This window comes from Methanocaldococcus villosus KIN24-T80 (assembly GCF_000371805.1).
Taxonomy (GTDB): Archaea; AGJL01; Methanococci; order Methanococcales; family Methanocaldococcaceae; genus Methanocaldococcus; species Methanocaldococcus villosus.
Genome location: NZ_AQUK01000001.1, coordinates 651,437 through 667,960 on the forward strand (window position 1 = coordinate 651,437; position 16,524 = coordinate 667,960).

General features: G+C 30.3%; 28 protein-coding genes and 2 tRNA genes. 19 read left to right on the plus strand and 11 right to left on the minus strand.

Features of this window, described 5'->3' with window-relative positions:
* Positions 1-10: 10 nt before the first annotated feature.
* A tRNA-Met gene (locus METVI_RS0103775) sits at positions 11-89 on the minus strand.
* 83 nt (positions 90-172) lie between these two features.
* Here METVI_RS0103775 and METVI_RS0103780 point away from each other — a divergent pair.
* Positions 173-571 carry a UPF0146 family protein gene (locus METVI_RS0103780; RefSeq protein ID WP_004592613.1) on the plus strand — a complete coding sequence of 133 codons (399 nt, stop codon included), beginning with the start codon at positions 173-175 and terminating at the stop codon, positions 569-571.
* Here the strand turns inward: METVI_RS0103780 and METVI_RS0103785 are convergent.
* From METVI_RS0103785 to METVI_RS0103805, 5 genes are all read right to left on the minus strand, one after another.
* On the minus strand, positions 560-715 hold the full coding sequence (locus tag METVI_RS0103785; RefSeq protein ID WP_004592614.1) for a 50S ribosomal protein L39e: 156 nt from the start codon (positions 713-715) through the stop codon (positions 560-562). The two genes, METVI_RS0103780 and METVI_RS0103785, sit on opposite strands and share 12 nt — an antisense overlap.
* The gene (locus METVI_RS0103790; protein WP_004592616.1) at positions 702-1,298 is read right to left on the minus strand and encodes a DUF7411 family protein; all 597 of its coding nucleotides are present in this window, start codon (positions 1,296-1,298) and stop codon (positions 702-704) included. Before METVI_RS0103790 ends, METVI_RS0103785 begins: the two co-directional genes overlap by 14 nt.
* 4 nt (positions 1,299-1,302) lie before the next feature.
* The gene (locus METVI_RS0103795; protein ID WP_004592617.1) at positions 1,303-1,632 is read right to left on the minus strand and encodes a DNA-binding protein; all 330 of its coding nucleotides are present in this window, start codon (positions 1,630-1,632) and stop codon (positions 1,303-1,305) included.
* A gap of 13 nt (positions 1,633-1,645) precedes the next feature.
* Positions 1,646-2,104, minus strand: coding sequence for a 30S ribosomal protein S19e (locus tag METVI_RS0103800; protein ID WP_004592618.1), 459 nt, complete (start codon positions 2,102-2,104; stop codon positions 1,646-1,648).
* A gap of 76 nt (positions 2,105-2,180) precedes the next feature.
* Positions 2,181-2,255 (minus strand) — tRNA-Cys (locus tag METVI_RS0103805).
* A 788-nt stretch (positions 2,256-3,043) separates the two neighbouring features.
* Between METVI_RS0103805 and bioA the strand changes: the two genes are divergently transcribed.
* Positions 3,044-4,408, plus strand: coding sequence for an adenosylmethionine--8-amino-7-oxononanoate transaminase (gene bioA / locus METVI_RS0103810; RefSeq protein WP_017981048.1), 1,365 nt, complete (start codon positions 3,044-3,046; stop codon positions 4,406-4,408).
* 11 nt (positions 4,409-4,419) lie between these two features.
* Positions 4,420-4,743, plus strand: a complete 324-nt coding sequence (locus tag METVI_RS0103815; protein WP_004590477.1) for a transcription factor S — start codon at positions 4,420-4,422, stop codon at positions 4,741-4,743.
* Here the strand turns inward: METVI_RS0103815 and METVI_RS0103820 are convergent.
* Positions 4,740-5,171 carry an RNA-binding domain-containing protein gene (locus tag METVI_RS0103820; RefSeq protein WP_201763961.1) on the minus strand — a complete coding sequence of 144 codons (432 nt, stop codon included), beginning with the start codon at positions 5,169-5,171 and terminating at the stop codon, positions 4,740-4,742. The two genes, METVI_RS0103815 and METVI_RS0103820, sit on opposite strands and share 4 nt — an antisense overlap.
* A 21-nt stretch (positions 5,172-5,192) precedes the next feature.
* Between METVI_RS0103820 and mfnE the strand changes: the two genes are divergently transcribed.
* From mfnE to cyaB, 13 genes are all read left to right on the plus strand, one after another.
* Positions 5,193-5,822: a [5-(aminomethyl)furan-3-yl]methyl phosphate kinase gene (gene mfnE / locus METVI_RS0103825; RefSeq protein WP_004590473.1), complete on the plus strand. Its 630-nt coding sequence runs from the start codon at positions 5,193-5,195 to the stop codon at positions 5,820-5,822.
* An 11-nt stretch (positions 5,823-5,833) separates the two neighbouring features.
* Positions 5,834-6,001 (plus strand): zinc finger domain-containing protein, encoded by a 168-nt coding sequence (locus METVI_RS0103830; protein ID WP_004590471.1) that lies wholly within the window; start codon positions 5,834-5,836, stop codon positions 5,999-6,001.
* Between the two features lie 8 nt (positions 6,002-6,009).
* Complete coding sequence (locus METVI_RS0103835) at positions 6,010-6,282, plus strand: elongation factor 1-beta (RefSeq protein WP_004590469.1); 273 nt, start codon at positions 6,010-6,012, stop codon at positions 6,280-6,282.
* Positions 6,283-6,313: 31 nt separating this feature from the next.
* The gene (gene rplV / locus METVI_RS0103840) at positions 6,314-6,772 is read left to right on the plus strand and encodes a 50S ribosomal protein L22 (protein WP_004590467.1); all 459 of its coding nucleotides are present in this window, start codon (positions 6,314-6,316) and stop codon (positions 6,770-6,772) included.
* Positions 6,773-6,783: 11 nt separating this feature from the next.
* Positions 6,784-7,395 carry a 30S ribosomal protein S3 gene (locus METVI_RS0103845; protein ID WP_004590465.1) on the plus strand — a complete coding sequence of 204 codons (612 nt, stop codon included), beginning with the start codon at positions 6,784-6,786 and terminating at the stop codon, positions 7,393-7,395.
* Positions 7,396-7,405: 10 nt separating this feature from the next.
* A complete protein-coding gene (rpmC, locus tag METVI_RS0103850) occupies positions 7,406-7,609 on the plus strand; it encodes a 50S ribosomal protein L29 (protein WP_004590463.1) in 204 nt (67 codons plus the stop codon).
* Positions 7,610-7,642: 33 nt separating this feature from the next.
* Positions 7,643-8,962, plus strand: coding sequence for a pyridoxal phosphate-dependent aminotransferase (locus METVI_RS0103855; protein WP_017981049.1), 1,320 nt, complete (start codon positions 7,643-7,645; stop codon positions 8,960-8,962).
* Positions 8,949-9,236: a chorismate mutase gene (locus tag METVI_RS0103860; protein WP_004590461.1), complete on the plus strand. Its 288-nt coding sequence runs from the start codon at positions 8,949-8,951 to the stop codon at positions 9,234-9,236. The genes METVI_RS0103855 and METVI_RS0103860 overlap by 14 nt, the downstream gene beginning before the upstream one ends.
* Positions 9,229-9,420, plus strand: a complete 192-nt coding sequence (locus METVI_RS0103865; RefSeq protein WP_004590459.1) for a 30S ribosomal protein S17e — start codon at positions 9,229-9,231, stop codon at positions 9,418-9,420. Before METVI_RS0103860 ends, METVI_RS0103865 begins: the two co-directional genes overlap by 8 nt.
* A gap of 4 nt (positions 9,421-9,424) precedes the next feature.
* Positions 9,425-10,288, plus strand: coding sequence for a 4-hydroxy-tetrahydrodipicolinate synthase (gene dapA / locus METVI_RS0103870; protein ID WP_004590457.1), 864 nt, complete (start codon positions 9,425-9,427; stop codon positions 10,286-10,288).
* Positions 10,289-10,299: 11 nt separating this feature from the next.
* Positions 10,300-10,515: an Asp-tRNA(Asn) amidotransferase subunit GatC gene (gene gatC, locus METVI_RS0103875; protein WP_004590455.1), complete on the plus strand. Its 216-nt coding sequence runs from the start codon at positions 10,300-10,302 to the stop codon at positions 10,513-10,515.
* Positions 10,487-10,645, plus strand: coding sequence for a hypothetical protein (locus tag METVI_RS07150; RefSeq protein ID WP_004590453.1), 159 nt, complete (start codon positions 10,487-10,489; stop codon positions 10,643-10,645). The genes gatC and METVI_RS07150 overlap by 29 nt, the downstream gene beginning before the upstream one ends.
* A gap of 67 nt (positions 10,646-10,712) precedes the next feature.
* Positions 10,713-11,273, plus strand: a complete 561-nt coding sequence (gene cyaB / locus METVI_RS0103885) for a class IV adenylate cyclase (protein WP_004590451.1) — start codon at positions 10,713-10,715, stop codon at positions 11,271-11,273.
* A 61-nt stretch (positions 11,274-11,334) separates the two neighbouring features.
* Here the strand turns inward: cyaB and METVI_RS0103895 are convergent, their stop codons facing one another.
* From METVI_RS0103895 to METVI_RS0103905, 3 genes are read right to left on the minus strand one after another with little or no spacing between them, the layout of a single operon-like run.
* Complete coding sequence (locus METVI_RS0103895) at positions 11,335-11,811, minus strand: hypothetical protein (protein ID WP_004590449.1); 477 nt, start codon at positions 11,809-11,811, stop codon at positions 11,335-11,337.
* Positions 11,812-11,815: 4 nt separating this feature from the next.
* Entirely contained in the window at positions 11,816-12,394 is a 579-nt protein-coding gene (locus METVI_RS0103900; RefSeq protein WP_026152885.1) for an anthranilate synthase component II, read from the minus strand.
* Positions 12,395-12,404: 10 nt separating this feature from the next.
* Positions 12,405-13,028, minus strand: a complete 624-nt coding sequence (locus METVI_RS0103905) for a metallophosphoesterase (protein ID WP_004590444.1) — start codon at positions 13,026-13,028, stop codon at positions 12,405-12,407.
* Positions 13,029-13,061: 33 nt separating this feature from the next.
* Here METVI_RS0103905 and METVI_RS0103910 point away from each other — a divergent pair, with 33 nt between their 5' ends.
* The 3 genes from METVI_RS0103910 to METVI_RS0103920 are packed head-to-tail and all read left to right on the plus strand — an operon-like array spanning position 13,062 to position 16,182.
* Positions 13,062-14,189: an MFS transporter gene (locus METVI_RS0103910; protein ID WP_004590442.1), complete on the plus strand. Its 1,128-nt coding sequence runs from the start codon at positions 13,062-13,064 to the stop codon at positions 14,187-14,189.
* Positions 14,190-14,212: 23 nt separating this feature from the next.
* Positions 14,213-15,067 (plus strand): zinc metalloprotease HtpX, encoded by an 855-nt coding sequence (locus tag METVI_RS0103915; protein WP_004590440.1) that lies wholly within the window; start codon positions 14,213-14,215, stop codon positions 15,065-15,067.
* Entirely contained in the window at positions 15,064-16,182 is a 1,119-nt protein-coding gene (locus tag METVI_RS0103920; RefSeq protein WP_004590438.1) for a methanogenesis marker 16 metalloprotein, read from the plus strand. The genes METVI_RS0103915 and METVI_RS0103920 overlap by 4 nt, the downstream gene beginning before the upstream one ends.
* On the opposite strand, the gene METVI_RS0103925 is transcribed toward METVI_RS0103920, so the two are convergent.
* Positions 16,168-16,521: a nascent polypeptide-associated complex protein gene (locus METVI_RS0103925; protein WP_004590435.1), complete on the minus strand. Its 354-nt coding sequence runs from the start codon at positions 16,519-16,521 to the stop codon at positions 16,168-16,170. The genes METVI_RS0103920 and METVI_RS0103925 overlap by 15 nt on opposite strands.
* Positions 16,522-16,524 lie beyond the last annotated feature (3 nt).

The following is a 16,524-nucleotide window of genomic DNA, read 5'->3' on the forward strand; positions in this document are numbered from 1 at the left end:
TATAAAACTATGGTAGCGGGGGGAGGATTTGAACCTCCGACCTCCGGGTTATGAGCCCGGCGGGATGGACCTGGCTACCCCACCCCGCTTCATAAAATAGCAATAAATTTAATAAAATAAAGAGATATATAAACTTTTCGTTTTAAATTTTAAAACAAATTTTGATGATATCATGAAAAATGAAGTAGTGGCTGAATTTATTAGAAATATAGCAAAAGAGTATAAATTTAAAAATATAGTTGAAGTGGGTGTAGGGTATAATTATAGTGTAGCTTTAAGTTTAAGAGAGTTTAATATTTTTGTTGTTGATATTAATGAAAATGCCATAAAAAAAGCTAGAATGATGGGGTTAAAGGGTTATGTGGATGATGTATTTAACCCAAATATTTACATATATAAAAATGTAGATTTAATTTATAGTATAAGACCTCCTATAGAGCTTCAATTAGCTATCTTAGAGTTAGCAAAAATAGTAAATTGTAAAGTTATAATTAGACCTATGTATAATGAGCCACCATTAGAATTAAAACTAAAAAACTATAAAGGAGAGATTTTTTATTTAAGCTTTTAATTTTTTCCTTCTCCAATGTCTTAACTTTGGATGAAATCTAACTCTTCCCTTAGTTTTTAATATAACAAATATTGGAACTCTTCTATTTTGCTTCAAAGCTTTTGCTAATCTTAATTTTTTTCCTAATGGTTTATTGCTCCCCATTTTTCCACCCTAACACTCTTGTCTGTTTGTGTTCTGGAAAATAATCTTTTGGGTTGTAACCCTTCTCCTTTAATATTTCTCTGATTTCCACTTCATAATCAGATGTTAATTTTGTCCCACTTTTTATCTCTTCTATTATAAAGAATTTATTTATTAACTCTTTTATGGTTTTATGTCCAAATCCCATCAATGGAGATATATATTGGATTCCTTTTCTCATTTCTAAACTCTGAATTTCTGAATAACTAAGCTTTGGGACTCTATCATCTCTTCTAATCCCATCAGCTAAAACCTTATATTTATCAGCTAATGTTTCTAAGACTGTTTTATGGATATAGTTTATAGCATTAGCGGGGTAGCCATCACTTATAACCATATCTGCAGCTTTTTCAACTATCTCTCTATTTAGCTTAATAACCTTATGTCTAAAACCTAATGCCTTAGCAGTTTCTTGTGCTAGTTTATAACTATCTATTACACCAAAATTAATAGTTATTAGTGTTAAATCATAATTTAGTTTCTTCAATAGTAATGCAGCCAAAGAACTATCCTTACCCCCACTGTAAAGGAGATATGCCTCCATAAACTCACTTTCTGATTATCTTGATTTCACTTTTTTTCTTTTTAGCTGCTGCTATCTTCTCTAATAATGCTTTAAATTGCTCATCTGTTAGTGGAATTGGTAGTCTCCCAAGTTGTGCTAATTGTATTAGCTGTAACTCAATAGCTTCAGCAAATTCTGGTCTAGCCATTCTTATTCTTTCTAACCTTTCTCTAGCTTCAGCTGTTAAAATTCTTTTTATTAGAGCTCTTTTTTGTAGTTCTGCTTCTAACAGGGCTTTTTGTTTTTCTTCTTCCTCAGCTAACTTTTTTTGAAGCTCTAACATTTTTTTTCTTCTTATTTCTTCAATATCCATATGTATCACTATTCTAATATCCTGGCCCGTATTTAGCTAATTCAGGTTTCTCTTTAACCACTTCATCAAACACCTCTTTAGCTAAGTTATCTAAGAAGCTTCTACCTTTTGGAGAAATTACTCTACCTTCAGGTCTTTTTTCCACTAGTCCTAATCTCTCCAACTCTTGTAAAGCTTTTCTTACAATACTTCCACTACCTTTGTAGAAATGCTCTGGAGCATGTCCTCTATTTTTTCTTCCCCCATAAGCAGTTCTTAATCTTGAGACCCCTACAGGACCATTTATATATACTTTTCTTAATATAGATGCACACCTTATATACCACCAATCATCCTGTTGAGGCCTTCTCTCTCTACTAACTCCTGTTTTTACAAACTTAGCCCATTCTGGTTCTTTTAAACCAATTTCTTTTAATTTTTCAGCAGTTTTTTGTATTAGTTTATCTGCAGGAACATCATATACAGTAACCATTATTCCACCTTTTAGAAATTTTTGAAATAAAAAAAGAGATTAATGATATTTATATTTTATTACATCAAAAAATAATTGGAGCCGGGGGTGGGATTTGAACCCACGTAAAGCGGATCTGCAGTCCGCCGCCTAGCCCCTAGACTACCCCGGCTCTATAGCCAAGGTATTTCTATAGTTATATGTGGTATATAAATTTTATGTCTTAGTAATTCAAGACTATGTTACTATTATATATATACTTTTCGTTGTTTTTATCTCTTCCATCCTTGTTTTAATGGATGAGCGATTCAGACTATATGAAGATAAAGAGCTGTGGGCTAAGTTTCATATGTTTCCATCCTTGTTTTAATGGATGAGCGATTCAAACAGGTGACAACATGGAGCATGTGAAGAACACAAACGTGTTTCCATCCTTGTTTTAATGGATAAGCGATTCAAACCCAACTGATGAGTGAATGGGAAAAGAAGGCGAGAGAGTTTCCATCCTTGTTTTAATGGATAAGCGATTTAAACCCTATGCAACCACTAACTATATTCGCCAAAACTCCTATATAAATCTTTCTTTTTCAACAAGATTTTTCTTACTACCCAATTATTAAAACCTTTATAAAGTTAAGAAAGATTATGCAAATTATTTATAAATATAACGCACAACTGTATTATAAAATATAAACAATTATAACTTATCTAACTTAAATAAAAAGAAACTAAACATAAAACTATAAAAATAAAAATAAATAACCAAAATAATTAAAAAATCTCAATTTTAATTTGAAAAAATCATTATTACTTTTTCCTGATTTTCTAGTACCAAAATTCAACAGGGGGTATATAAAGGCAAGAAAAGTTAATTAGAAAAATTGGTATAGTTATTAAAAATCTTTATATATAGATTATATATTTAAATGTAGATAAACTCTAAAAAATTTTGGTGATGTTATGGACAAAAAATTATTAGAAAAGTGGGATTTGGAGTATGTTTGGCATCCATATACACAGATGAAAGAATATAAGCCATTTATTATAGAAAGAGGGGAAGGAAATTATTTAATAGATATCAATGGAAATAAATATTTAGATGCTGTATCATCTATTTGGTGTAATACCTTTGGGCATAGTAGAAGAGAAATTATAGAAGCCATAAAAAAACAAGCTGAAAAAATCTGTCATTCTACACTTTTAGGAGCTTCAAATATTCCTTCAATACTTTTAGCTAAAAAATTGGTTGAGATTACACCAAAACACTTAACAAAAGTATTCTATTCTGAAGATGGGGCTGAAGCTGTAGAAATTGCTATTAAAATAGCTTATCAATATTATTATTTGAGAGGAGAGGATAGAAAGAAGTTTATTTCTGTTAAAGAAGGATATCATGGTGATACATTTGGAGCCATGAGTGTAGGGGGTTGTGAGCTTTTCCATGGAATATTTAAACCTCTCCTATTTAAAGGGTATCATGCATATGCTCCTTATTGTTATAGATGCAAATATTACAATTGGAAGGATACTGATGAAAGGAATGAGAAAGGCTGTGACATGAAATGTTTAGATGAAATGTTAAATTTAATAGAAGAGAAAAAAGATGAAGTTTTCTGTGTAATTTTAGAGGCAGGAATAAGAGGTTCTGCAGGGATGATACCATTTCCTGATGGATATATTGAGGAAGTAGCTAAAGCTTGTAAAGATAATGATATAATATTAATACTTGATGAAGTAGCTACAGGATTTGGAAGAACAGGAAAAATGTTTTTTTCTGATAATGATAAGTTAAAAAAACTGAAAAAACCTGATATTATTTGTCTTGGTAAAGCTATAACTGGGGGGTATTTACCATTAGCAGCAACAATGACAACAGATAAGATTTATAAGGAATTTTTAGATGAATATGGAAAAGCTAAACACTTTTATCATGGACATACATACACAGGAAACCAACTACTCTGTTCAGCTGCATTAGCAAATATAGAAATATTTGAAAAAGAGAGAGTGATAGAGAAGATTCAACCTAAGATAAAGCTTTTCCATGAGTTATTAAGAGAATTAAAAGATCTTGAGCATGTTGGGGATGTTAGAGGTAGAGGATTTATGGTAGGGATTGAATTGGTTAAAGATAAAGAAACAAAAGAACCATATCCATATGGATACAAGGCAGGTTTTAGAGTAGCTGAGGCACTTCTAAAGAGAAATATTTATATGAGACCTATAGGGAATGTAATTATCTTAGTTCCACCACTATCAATTACCGAAGAAGAAATTGAGTATTTATGTTCATCTTTATATGATGCAATAAAAGAGGCTTTGTAAGGTGAATACTAATGGTAAAGTTCTGTCCAAAATGTAATAATATAATGCTACCTAAAAATGGCATGCTTGTTTGTGCAGTTTGTGGTTATGTAGAGGAAGCTTCTGAAGATAGTAAGAAAGAGTATGAGTATAAGGAACAATTAGATAAAAAGAAAGAAATAACTATTATAGAAGGAAAAGAGATGGAAACTCTTCCAACAACAAGAGCAGAATGTCCAAAATGTGGGCATAAAGAAGCTTACTGGTGGATGCAACAGACAAGATGTGCTGATGAACCTGAAACAAGATTCTATAAATGTAAAAAATGTGGACATACATGGAGAGAGTATGATTAACCTTTTTCTTCTATTATTTCTTCTTCCTCTTCTTCAATTATAACACCTCCTTTTGTTCTTGGAGCAATGTCTTTAATTATCTTTAATATATCTTCACCTTTTTCAGCTATTATCTTAACATAAATTCCTCCATGAACATCTATATCAAAATTCACAGCTTTAACAAAAGCAGCTTGCTTATTTAAATAAAATCTTGTTGAATTTTCATCCATCTTTTCTTCTAATATCATTCTTGCAGTATCTAATATTGCCTGACTTCTAATTAGTTCTTTAAATCTTTCAACATCTTTTGTTTCTCCTTCCCACTTTCCATAAAAGTCTTTTTCAGAGTATCTTAAGTTAGCTTTTGGAAAAATATTTAATATAGCTTTCTTAACCTTATACTTATCTTCTGTAGGTTTAACTTTTGATTTTATTATTACCTTAATAATTACCACCTCAGTGAGATTATGAATATTATAAAGATAGGTGGTTCTCTTACATATTATATAAAACCTTTATTAGAATCATTGAAATCCTATAAAAGAGAGGAGATTATAATTATTCCTGGTGGGGGAAAGTTTGCCGATACATTAAGGGAAATAGATAAAAATCTCTCATTATCTCCTTCAATATCTCACAAATTAGCTATAAAGTGCATGGATATATTAGGAGAAGTGTTCTCTGATATTGGAGGGATAAAGGCTTATGATAATCTATTTGATTTAAAAAGAGAAATTAAAAAGGAGAGAATAGCTATATTACTTCCATCAAAATTGTTATTATCTACAGATATCTCTGAACACTCTTGGAATGTAACTTCAGATTCATTAACTTTATATATTAGTAAATTTTTAAATGTTAAGAATATCATTATAGCCACTGATGTTGATGGAATATATGATAAGTATCCTGAAGGGAAATTGTTAAATATTATAAAAGCTGATATGATTAAAGGCTTAACAGCTGTTGATGAATACTTTCCAACTCTTTTAAAGTCTCTAAATAAGATTGCTTATGTTGTTAATGGAAAATATCCAGAAAGAATAATTGATATATTAGAAGGAAGAAACACAATATGCACAAAGATAATTCCATAAGGGGTGAGCAAATGGGAAAATACATCTGTATAAGTTGCAATGCTGAAATAGCTCCAAGAGAAAAAGCAACAAGATTTTTATGTCCTAACTGTGGGGAAGTAGAGATAGTTAGATGTGAAAGATGTAGAAAACTAAACAATCCTTACAAATGCCCAAAATGTGGATTTGAAGGACCATAGGTGAAAAAATGGCAAAAGTTTTAGCAAGAATAAAAATCATGCCAAAAAGTCCAGAAGTTGATAAAGAAGCTTTAAAAAAGAAGATAGAAGAAGTGATATCTAAGTTAGATGATGTAGCTCTAAGAGGAATAAAAGATGAACCAGTAGCATTTGGATTGTATGCTATATACATTGTTATAGAAATGGAAGAGAAAGAGGGAGGTACTGAGCCTATAGAAAATGCTTTATCTGAAATAGATGATGTTGAGAGTGTTGAAACTGTAGAGGTTTCTTTAGCTTAAATAAAATTTTAAATGAGGAAGGTGGAGAGTTATGGGAAAAATAGGGTATAAGATAAAGGTTGATGATGAAAAAACTGCAAAGGCTATGGGAAGAAATATCCCAATATCTAGAAAACATGCAAGAGAGATATGTAGAGAAATAAATGGTATGCCATTAGATAAAGCTATTAAATTTTTAGAGGATGTTATTGCTATGAAAAGACCTGTTTTATTTAGAAGACACTGTAAAAAAGTAGGACACAGAAAAGGAAAATTAGGATGGCCTGCAGGTAGATATCCTGTAAAAGCTGCTAAAGCAATATTAAAGATATTATTAAATGCTAAATCTAATGCAGAATATAAAGGGTTAAACACTGATAGATTGAGAATAAAACACATCTCAACAAACAAGGGAATAACTTTAAAAAGATACATGCCAAGAGCTTTTGGAAGAGCTACACCTAAGAATCAAGAAACAGTACATGTTCAAGTTATATTAGAAGAGTATTAAGGTGAGCAAACATGATAGAGAGAGTGTTTGTAGATGAAAATAAAAAGAAGGTTTTAATAGATGAATATTTTAAAAAAGAATTAATTAGAGCTGGATATAGCCACTGTGAGATTAGAAAAACCCCAATAGGGACAAAAATTACTATTTATGCAGAGAAACCTGGTTTGGTTATAGGGAGGAGAGGAGCTAAGATAAGAGAGCTAACTGACACACTTGCAAAAGAATTCAATGTTGAAAAACCACAAATAGATGTTAAACCTATTGAAAATCCAGATTTAGATGCTCAAGTTGTAGCAGAGAAAATAGCAAGGGCTTTAGAGAGAGGACTACACTTTAGAAGAGTAGGACATACTGCTGTTAGAAGAGTTATGAATGCTGGGGCTAAAGGAGTTTTAGTAGTTATATCTGGAAAACTTACAGGGGAAAGAGCAAGAACTGAAAAGTTTATGGCAGGATACATGAAACACTGTGGAGAACCTGCAGCTGAGTTAGTGGATGAAGGTAGAGCTATTGCAATGACAAAACCTGGAGTTATAGGAGTTACTGTAAAAATTATGAGACCAGACGTCCTCTTACCAGATGAGATAATAATAAAGGAAGATGCTGAAAAAGAAAAACAGTAGGTGAGAAGTAATGGCTATTTTAAGAGCTAGTGAATTAAGAGAGATGTCTATAGATGATCTTAAAAAGAAATTAATAGAATTAAAAAAAGAACTATTAAAAGAAAGGGCTCATAAAGCTGCAGCCGGGGCTCCTTCAAATCCTGGAAGAATGAGAGAGATAAGAAGAACAATAGCAAGAATATTGACAATAATGAATGAGAAGAAAAATAAATAATTACTCTCTCTATTATTTTTATTGATGATAACTATGAGGAGTAAAATAGTTGATATAGGAGCTGAAGAGTTAAGTTATGAGATTAGGGAGATTGTTGATGTAGCTAAGAAGATAGAGAGAGATTTTAATATAGAAATTACTTGGGAAAATATTGGAGATCCTGTAGCTAAAGGAGAAAAAATACCTGATTGGATAAAAGAGATAATTATAGAAGCTATTAAAGATGATAGGTCATTTGCATACTGCCCTACAAGGGGATTGTTAGAAACAAGAGAGTTTTTAGCTGATTATATTAATAAAAGAGCTAATGTTAATATAACAGCTGAAGACATTATTTTTTTTAATGGGTTAGGAGATGCTATCTCCAAAATATATAGCCTATTAAAAAGAGAAGTTAGGGTTATTAATCCTTCTCCATCTTATTCAACACACTCATCAGCTGAAGCTTCACATGCAGGAGCTCCGCCATTGACATACTGTTTAGATCCAAATAATAATTGGTATCCTGATACAGATGATCTTTATAAAAGAATAAAATACAACCCTTCAATTGCAGGAATATTAATAATCAACCCTGATAATCCAACTGGAGCAGTTTATAGTAAGAAGATATTAGATGAGATTGTTGATATTGCTAATGAGTTTGACTTGTTTATAATATGTGATGAAATCTACTGTAACCTTGTTTATAATGGTAAAAAGCCTACTCTTTTAGCTGAAATTATTGATGATGTTTGTGGAATATCTTTAAAAGGGATATCAAAAGAGATTCCATGGCCTGGGGCAAGATGTGGATGGGTAGAGATATATAATAAGGAAAAGGATGAAGAGTTTAAGAGGTATGCTGAGAGTTTATATAGATCTAAGTTAATAGAAGTGTGTTCTACAACACTACCACAAATGGTAATTCCAAAAATTTTAGGGGATAGAAGATATAAGAGTTATTTAAAAGAAAGAAACAAATTTTATGAGAAGAGAAGTAATAGAGCATATGATATTTTAAAGAATGTAGAAGGTATTATAGCAAATAAAGCTTATGGAGCTTTCTATATGGCTGTTGTTTTTAAAGATGAATACTTAAAAAATAATATGATAGAAATAAAAAACGAAAGATTAAAAAATTATATTGATAAATTAGTAAAAAATAACCCTATAGACAAAAAATTTGTTTATTATTTATTAGCTTCAACAGGTATATGTGTTGTTCCATTAACATCTTTTTGTACTAATTTAAATGGATTTAGAATAACTTTATTAGAGAAAGATGATAATAAATTTGACTGGATATTCAACACAGTAGCTGAGAAATTAGAAGAGTTTTTATCAACTTGTGATAAAAATGAAAGACCTTAAAAAATTAAGGGAGAAAATAGATGAAATTGATGAAAATATATTGAAACTTATAGCTGAAAGAAACAGGCTTGCTAAAGATATAGCTGAAGCTAAAAAAGCTCTTGGTTTAGAAATAGATGATCCTAAAAGGGAAAAACATATATATGAAAAAATAAAAAGGTTATGCAATTGTTATAACATAGATGAAGATATGGCTATAAAAATCTTCAAAATACTGATTGAACATAATAAAAAATTACAAAAAAAACACCTAAAAGGTGAAAATTATGGGTAGGATTAGACAGGCATTAATAAAGAGGACTGCTATGGAATTAATAAAAAGGTTTAAGGATAAATTTACAACAGATTTTGAGACTAACAAGAAGGTTTTAGAGGAAGTAGCTTATGTTTCAACAAAGAGATTAAGAAATAGATTAGCTGGATATATAACCCATAAAATGAGGCAATTATCAAGGTGAATCTATGTATGGGGTTTTCCCAGCAATAATAACTCCATTTAAAAATGGAAATATTGATTATGAAAGCTTAGAAAGACATATAAATTTTTTAATTGATAATGGAGTTGATGGTATAGTTGTTGCTGGTACTACAGGTGAGAGTGCTACACTATCTCATGATGAGCATAAAGAGTTAATAGAAAGGAGTGTTGAGATAGTTAATGGTAGAGTTAAATTAGTTGCTGGAGCAGGTTCAAATTCTACAAAAGAAGCTGTTGAACTATCCACATTTGCTGAAGATGTTGGAGCTGATGCAGTTCTTTCTATTACTCCCTACTATAATAAACCCACACAGCAAGGTTTGATTAAACATTTCTCTGAGATAGCAAAAGCTATAAATCTACCAATAATATTATATAATGTTCCTTCAAGAACAGGGATTAACTTAGAGCCTGAGACAGCAAAATATTTATTTGATGAATTCAGTAATATTGTAGCCATCAAAGAGGCTAATCCTAATCTCTCCCAAGTTTCTGAATTAGTAAGATATGGTATTACTGTTTTATCCGGTAATGATGAACTCACATTACCAATATTAGCATTAGGAGGTAAAGGGGTTATAAGTGTTGTAGCCAATATAACCCCAAAAGAGATGGTAGAACTTGTTCATTCAGCTTTAAAAGGAGATTTTGATAAAGCAAAGGAAATTCATTACAAGCTTTACCCATTAATGAAGGCTTTATTCATTGAAACCAACCCAATACCTGTTAAAACTGCTCTTAGCATGTTAGGCAGATGTTCCTCAGAACTAAGATCTCCACTGTGTGAAATGAGTGAGAAAAATAAAAAGATATTGGAAAAAGTTTTAAGAGATCTTGGGTTATTATAGGGTGAGCATTTTTGAGGGAAGAGGCTGAAAAAATTATAAAAATGTTTAGTGAGATTTTAGAAAAATATGATTTAGAAATTGAGGAAAGCTATTATATAATAGATGAAAAAAATGTCTTAAGAGATGATAAAGCTGAACCTTCAAATATGAGGGAAAAAATATTAAACATAGCTCCTAAAGTTAAAGATGGTTATATTGTTGTTGAAAAAGGTAGTTGGGTTAAATAAAAACAAAAAGGAGGGTGAGATTATAAAGAGAAGTTCCAGAAGATGGAAAAAGAAAGGAAGAATGAGATGGAAGTGGTATAAGAAGAGATTAAGAAGATTGAAAAGAGAGAGAAGAAGAGCTAGATCATAAATCACTATTTTTATACCCTATTAAATTTATTAATTCAATTTTATAAATATATTGATTTGGTGGTTTAATGATTGAAGTTGAAATAAAGGTTAGAATTAAAAATATTGATGAAATTAAGAAAAAATTGGAAAAATTAGGTTTTAAATTTAAAGAAAAAAAATTTCAAGAAGATATCTATTTTAATCATCCACAAAGAGATTTTAGAAAAACTGATGAAGCTTTAAGAATTAGAAATGATAATAATACTTATTATCTAACTTATAAAGGGCCAAAAATAGATAACATATCTAAAACCCGAGAAGAGATAGAGGTTAGGATAGAAGATAAAGAAAAAATGAGAAAAATACTGAAAAAATTAGGTTTTATAGAAGTAAAACCAATAAAAAAGACAAGAGAGATATATAAAAAAAATGATATAACAGCATGTATTGATAATATTTTTGGGTTAGGTTATTTTTTAGAACTTGAAAAGCCTGTAAATAGTTTTGATGAAAAAGACAAAGCTTTAGATGAATTATTAAATATACTGAAAGCTTTAAATATTAAAAGAGAAAGAATTATTAAAAAATCTTACTTAGAAATGAGGGAGAGTTATGAAAAAAGAAAACAAAAAAATAAGTTTAACTAAAAGACAAATGTTAGCTATATTTATTGCTGTAATAATGCTATTATCAGTAATTCCTGTATTTTTAATAAGTTTTTAATTTAAATATCAACTCTTTCAAGTCATTTAAATTTCCAGCTTTAATGTTCTTATTCTGTGGAAACTTTAATATAATTTCATCAAATAGATCAGTATTATTTGGCTTCTTTATTAGGTAGTAATATTTAGCTATACAATTTATCCTAGCAGTAATTAACTCACTTAAATATGTTAAACATAAATCTTCAACATTACATATAGATCCAAACTCATCTTCAACTTTTAAAAAGGCTATCCCTATTAATATCTCAACTAAATTAACCCTTATAAGCTCCTTAGATTTCTGCTGCTTACTTTTAAGTTCATATAAATGAACTGCTAACTCTCTTAGAGAGTTCCAGGGTAATCTAAAATCCACTTTTTCTAAATCTTCTTTTTTTACCTTCCATAATGGAACTCTTTTTCCATCTAAGACTACTTCATATTCTAAACAAGCTTGATATAACACTTCATAAACATCCATAATTTTAACCTTCAATGAAATTTTTTATCATTTTTAATCCTAAATATGGAAATTTCAGCTCATCTGATTCAGTTAATATACTTTCAGGATGAAATTGAACTCCTTCTATAGGTAGTTTTTTATGCCTAACTCCCATAATATAATTATCATCTAAGCTTACAGCAGTTATTTTTAAACAGTTTGGAACTTCCTTTGCTATTAAAGAATGATATCTACCACCATAAAATCTCTTTGGTAAGTTTCTATAAATATTCTTTCCATCATGCTCTATTAAACTTGCTTTTCCATGCATTACCCTTTCCGCCCTATCAACTCTTCCTCCAAATGCTTCAACAATACATTGATGTCCCAAACAAACACCTAATATAGGAAGATCTACATTTAAAATTATATCTATGCAATTTCCTGCATCTTTTGGTCTTTTTGGTCCAGGGCTGATGATGATACAATCAGGATCTAACTTTTTTATATCATTTACAGTTATTTTATTATCTCTTAAAATTACTTTATGCCCTAAAGTCCCAACATACTGAACAAGATTCCAAACAAAAGAGTCTATATTATCAATAATTAGCACCTTCATTTTTATCACTTTATATATAATCTTCCAATACAACTATCTCCTTTTTTGTATCATATATGAAATAGCTTTTTGGTGATGGATTTACTATTATAGTCTTACCTATCTTATCTATACATCTTGCTTCATGTATATGCCCACATGCATTTAATATAACATCTTCCTCCTCTATAACTCTCCTTATACTTTTACTACCAACATGTATATCTTTATCTAAAATGTAATCTGCCATAGTATTGTATGGAGGAGCATGAGTAATTAGACATATATTCTTCAACCCCTTCATTATCCTCTTCAAAATGTTATAACACTCCTCCTCATCCCACTCATAAACTGTATTAAATGGTGTTCTATTGCTCCCACCAAAACCTACAAAATTTATTTCCCCTATCTTTTTAACTTTTCTATCTATATTTAGATTATAACTATTCAACTCATCTATAACCTCTTCTGTATCACAGTTGCCTGGAACACATAGAACCTCCATATTATCTGAAAGTTCAGCTAAATCTTCTATAACCTCTATCCCTTTACCAAAATGTGTTATATCTCCAGAAACTACTAAAACATCTGCAGATATCTCTTTAATAGACTTAGGAAACCTCCCATGTAAATCAGTTATTCCCACTATCCTCATGTTCATCCCCTTATAAATTTTATAGGTGATATATTGGATAAGAATTTATTTATTATTTGGGTTACAACCTTTGTGACAATGCTTGGTGTAGGTTTTATTGCTCCAATAATTCCAATCTATGCTCAAACTTTAGGAGCTACAAACTTTGAAATAGGTTTAATATTTGGCTCATTTGCATTAGCAAGGACTTTAACACAGGTTCCTGTAGGGATTTTATCAGATATTTATGGAAAAAAATTTTTTATTGTAAGTGGAACATTCTTTTATGGCCTTTTTACCTTACTTTATAATTTTGTTAATACTGTTTTTGATCTTTTAATTGTTAGGGCTTTAACAGGAGCTTTTTCTTCTTTTGTAACACCAGTAGCAGGATCTTATGTAGCAGCTATTGCTCCAAAAGATAGATTGGGAGAATACATGGGTATTTTCAATTCTGCAATTACATTAGGTTTTGGTGTAGGGCCTTTTATAGGTGGAACTTTAGCTGATATATATGGAATTAAAACACCATTTTATTTTTGTGGATTTTTAGGAATATTAGCAGCAATTATAAGCTACACTAAACTTGAAGATATTAAATTTAAAAAAGAAAATTGTGATAAAATCTCACTTGAGTTTTTAAAGAATAAAAACTTTTTATACTCATTTATTATTAACACGTCAAATGTTATGATGAATGCAGGGATAATTACTTATTTAGGAATATATACAATTAAATATGGAATAAGTATAGCCCAAATAGGTTCTATGATTGCAGGGACTAATTTATTAATGGCTGCACTACAAAGAAGTTTTGGAAAGTTGTATGATAAGCTAGGAAAAGTGGTTATTATATTTGGGATATGTATTGCTTCATGTGGAGTTTATTTTCTATCTCTCTCATCATCATTTTGGAAAATAATGTTTTCATTAGCAACTGTGGCCATAGGTATTTCAATGTGCTCTCCTGCAACAACATCAATTGCTGTTAAAGACATTCCACCATATAGGAAAGGAGGAGCTATGGGAATTTTTACTACAAGTATAAATATAGGAATGTTTTTAGGTTCAGTATTTTTTGGATTTTTGGCAGATATTTTTGGAATAAGTGGGATGTTCAAAGCATCAGCAATGTTTTCAATTATAGTAGGATTTATATGTTATTTAAAAATAAGAGAATAATAATAAAATTCAAGGTGATGTGAATGTCATTTTTGATACAAGCAAAAACATATCTATTAATGGCATTCCTTATAGGTTTAATATATGCTATTTGCCTACTACTCCATATTCCTCCAATATTTGCTATTATTATAGCTTTGATACCAAATTTAATAGCCTACTTCTTAAGTGATAAAATAGTTTTGGCAAGTTATGGTGCAAGGATCTTAGATGAGCATGAAATGCCATGGTTACATGATATAGTAAGGAGAGTTGCTAGAAAAGCAGGGATTCCAAAACCAAAAGTAGCTATTGTCCCAATAGCTACTCCTAATGCTTTTGCTACTGGTAGAAATCCAGAAAATGCTGTTGTAGCAGTTACTGAAGGGATATTAAATATTCTTTCACCAGAGGAGTTAGAAGGGGTTATAGGGCATGAGATAGCTCATATAAAGCATAGGGATATATTATTAGCCACTATAGTAGCAACCTTAGCAGGAGCAATAACATATATAGCTGAATGGTTTATGTGGTTTGGTCATTTCTTTGTTTCTGAAGAAGAAGAGAACCCATTGCAAATAGTAGCTACCCTACTATTAATAATCCTTGCCCCAATTGCAGCTACTTTAATACAATTAGCCATATCAAGGCAAAGGGAGTTTTACGCAGATGAAGATGGGGCTAGATGGACACACCCATTATGGCTTGCAAATGCTTTAGCTAAATTGGAAAGAAGTGTTGAATTATACCCTCTAAAAGAAGGAAATCCTGCAACAGCTCATCTATTTATAGTAAATCCATTTAGAGGAGATTTTATAGCTAAACTCTTCTCTACCCATCCACCAACAGAAGAGAGAATAAGAAGATTAATGGAGATGTATAAGAGAGGATGGAGATGAAAATTGTAACTGTTGATAAATTAAAGAAAATGATCAGAAATAATGAAGATATAAGTGAGATAGACATTGTCACTACAGCGACCTGTGGAATAATGTCTGGAACTATGGCAGTTTTCCACATTCCTTTTAATGATAAATTTAGAAAAGCTGAAAAGATTTATTTAGATGGCTATAAAGGATTTGTTGGACCTTGTCCTAATGAGTACTTGGGAAAAGTTGATGCAGTATTTTTTAGAAATGGTTTTCTTTTTAAAAGGTTAGTTAAAGGAGAAGAATTGGAAGCTAAGGTTTTAGCTGATAATAAATACTATAATAACATAATAACTATAAATGATCTACAAAAGGCTGAAATGATTGGGACAAGGATGTGTTTTAAAAATTATTCAGCCATAACAAACCTGTCAGATAAACCTGTTAAAACAATTTTTCATAGACTGCCATTAAAGAGAGGAGAAGCTTCTTTCTCTGGTTGTGGTGAATTTAATCCTTTGGAAAATATGGTTATTAAAAATGAAAAGGATTTAATAGGAAAAAGAGCTTTATTAAATGGTGCTGATGCTTTAATATTAGGATTTGGGACAAGAGCTAGTTTAGAAAAACCAAATTTAATGATTTCTGCTGATATGAAAGAAATGGACAGTTATTATTTGGGTGGATTTTTGACAGGTGATGGTGAAGAAGTTTTTAATACAGTGGCTATTGCAGTAGATGTTAAACAACATATTGAAGCTTTAAAAAAGTTAGATAAAGATATAGCATTACCTTTAGTAAATATTTTTGGTAGGGAGATAATAGATATCTCTAACTATGGAGAAGTTTGGGAAAATGTAGATTTAAGACCAAAATTACATAAAGATAGGTGTAAAAATTGTAAAAATTGTTTAGCTGAGGAATATTGCCCAACAATGGCTATAAAAAAAATAAATGGAGAAATAAAGATTTCTAAAGATTGTTTTGGATGTGGAATTTGTAGTATTTGTCCACATGGTGTTTTTGAAATAAAATTGGGATCTATATGTGGCATACCTATAACATGTAGGCAATCAGATAGAAAAAGAGCTTTAGATTTAGCTAAAGAATTAAAAAAGAGATTAGAAAAGTCATTTATTTTCTAATTTTAATATAGCTTCAGCAATATCTCCATTACACTCCTCTAAAGCTTTTTTAGCTTCTTCATAAGAAACATTACATTGCTCAGCTACAAGCTTTATATCATCTTCAGTAATTTCAACTTTAACATCTCTTTTAACCTTTTTTGGTTTTCCTGTTAATGAATATGTTTTAATTCCCATAACATCCATAACTTGAACTTTTGGTTCATCAAAATGCCACTCTTCATCATCAAATATAAATATAACTTTTCTGACATTCAAATCTTTTGCATCCATACCAAAATCTTTCATCATTTTTTGCATTTGTTTTAACATCCTAGGGTTTATTTTTCCTGGAAACATAAA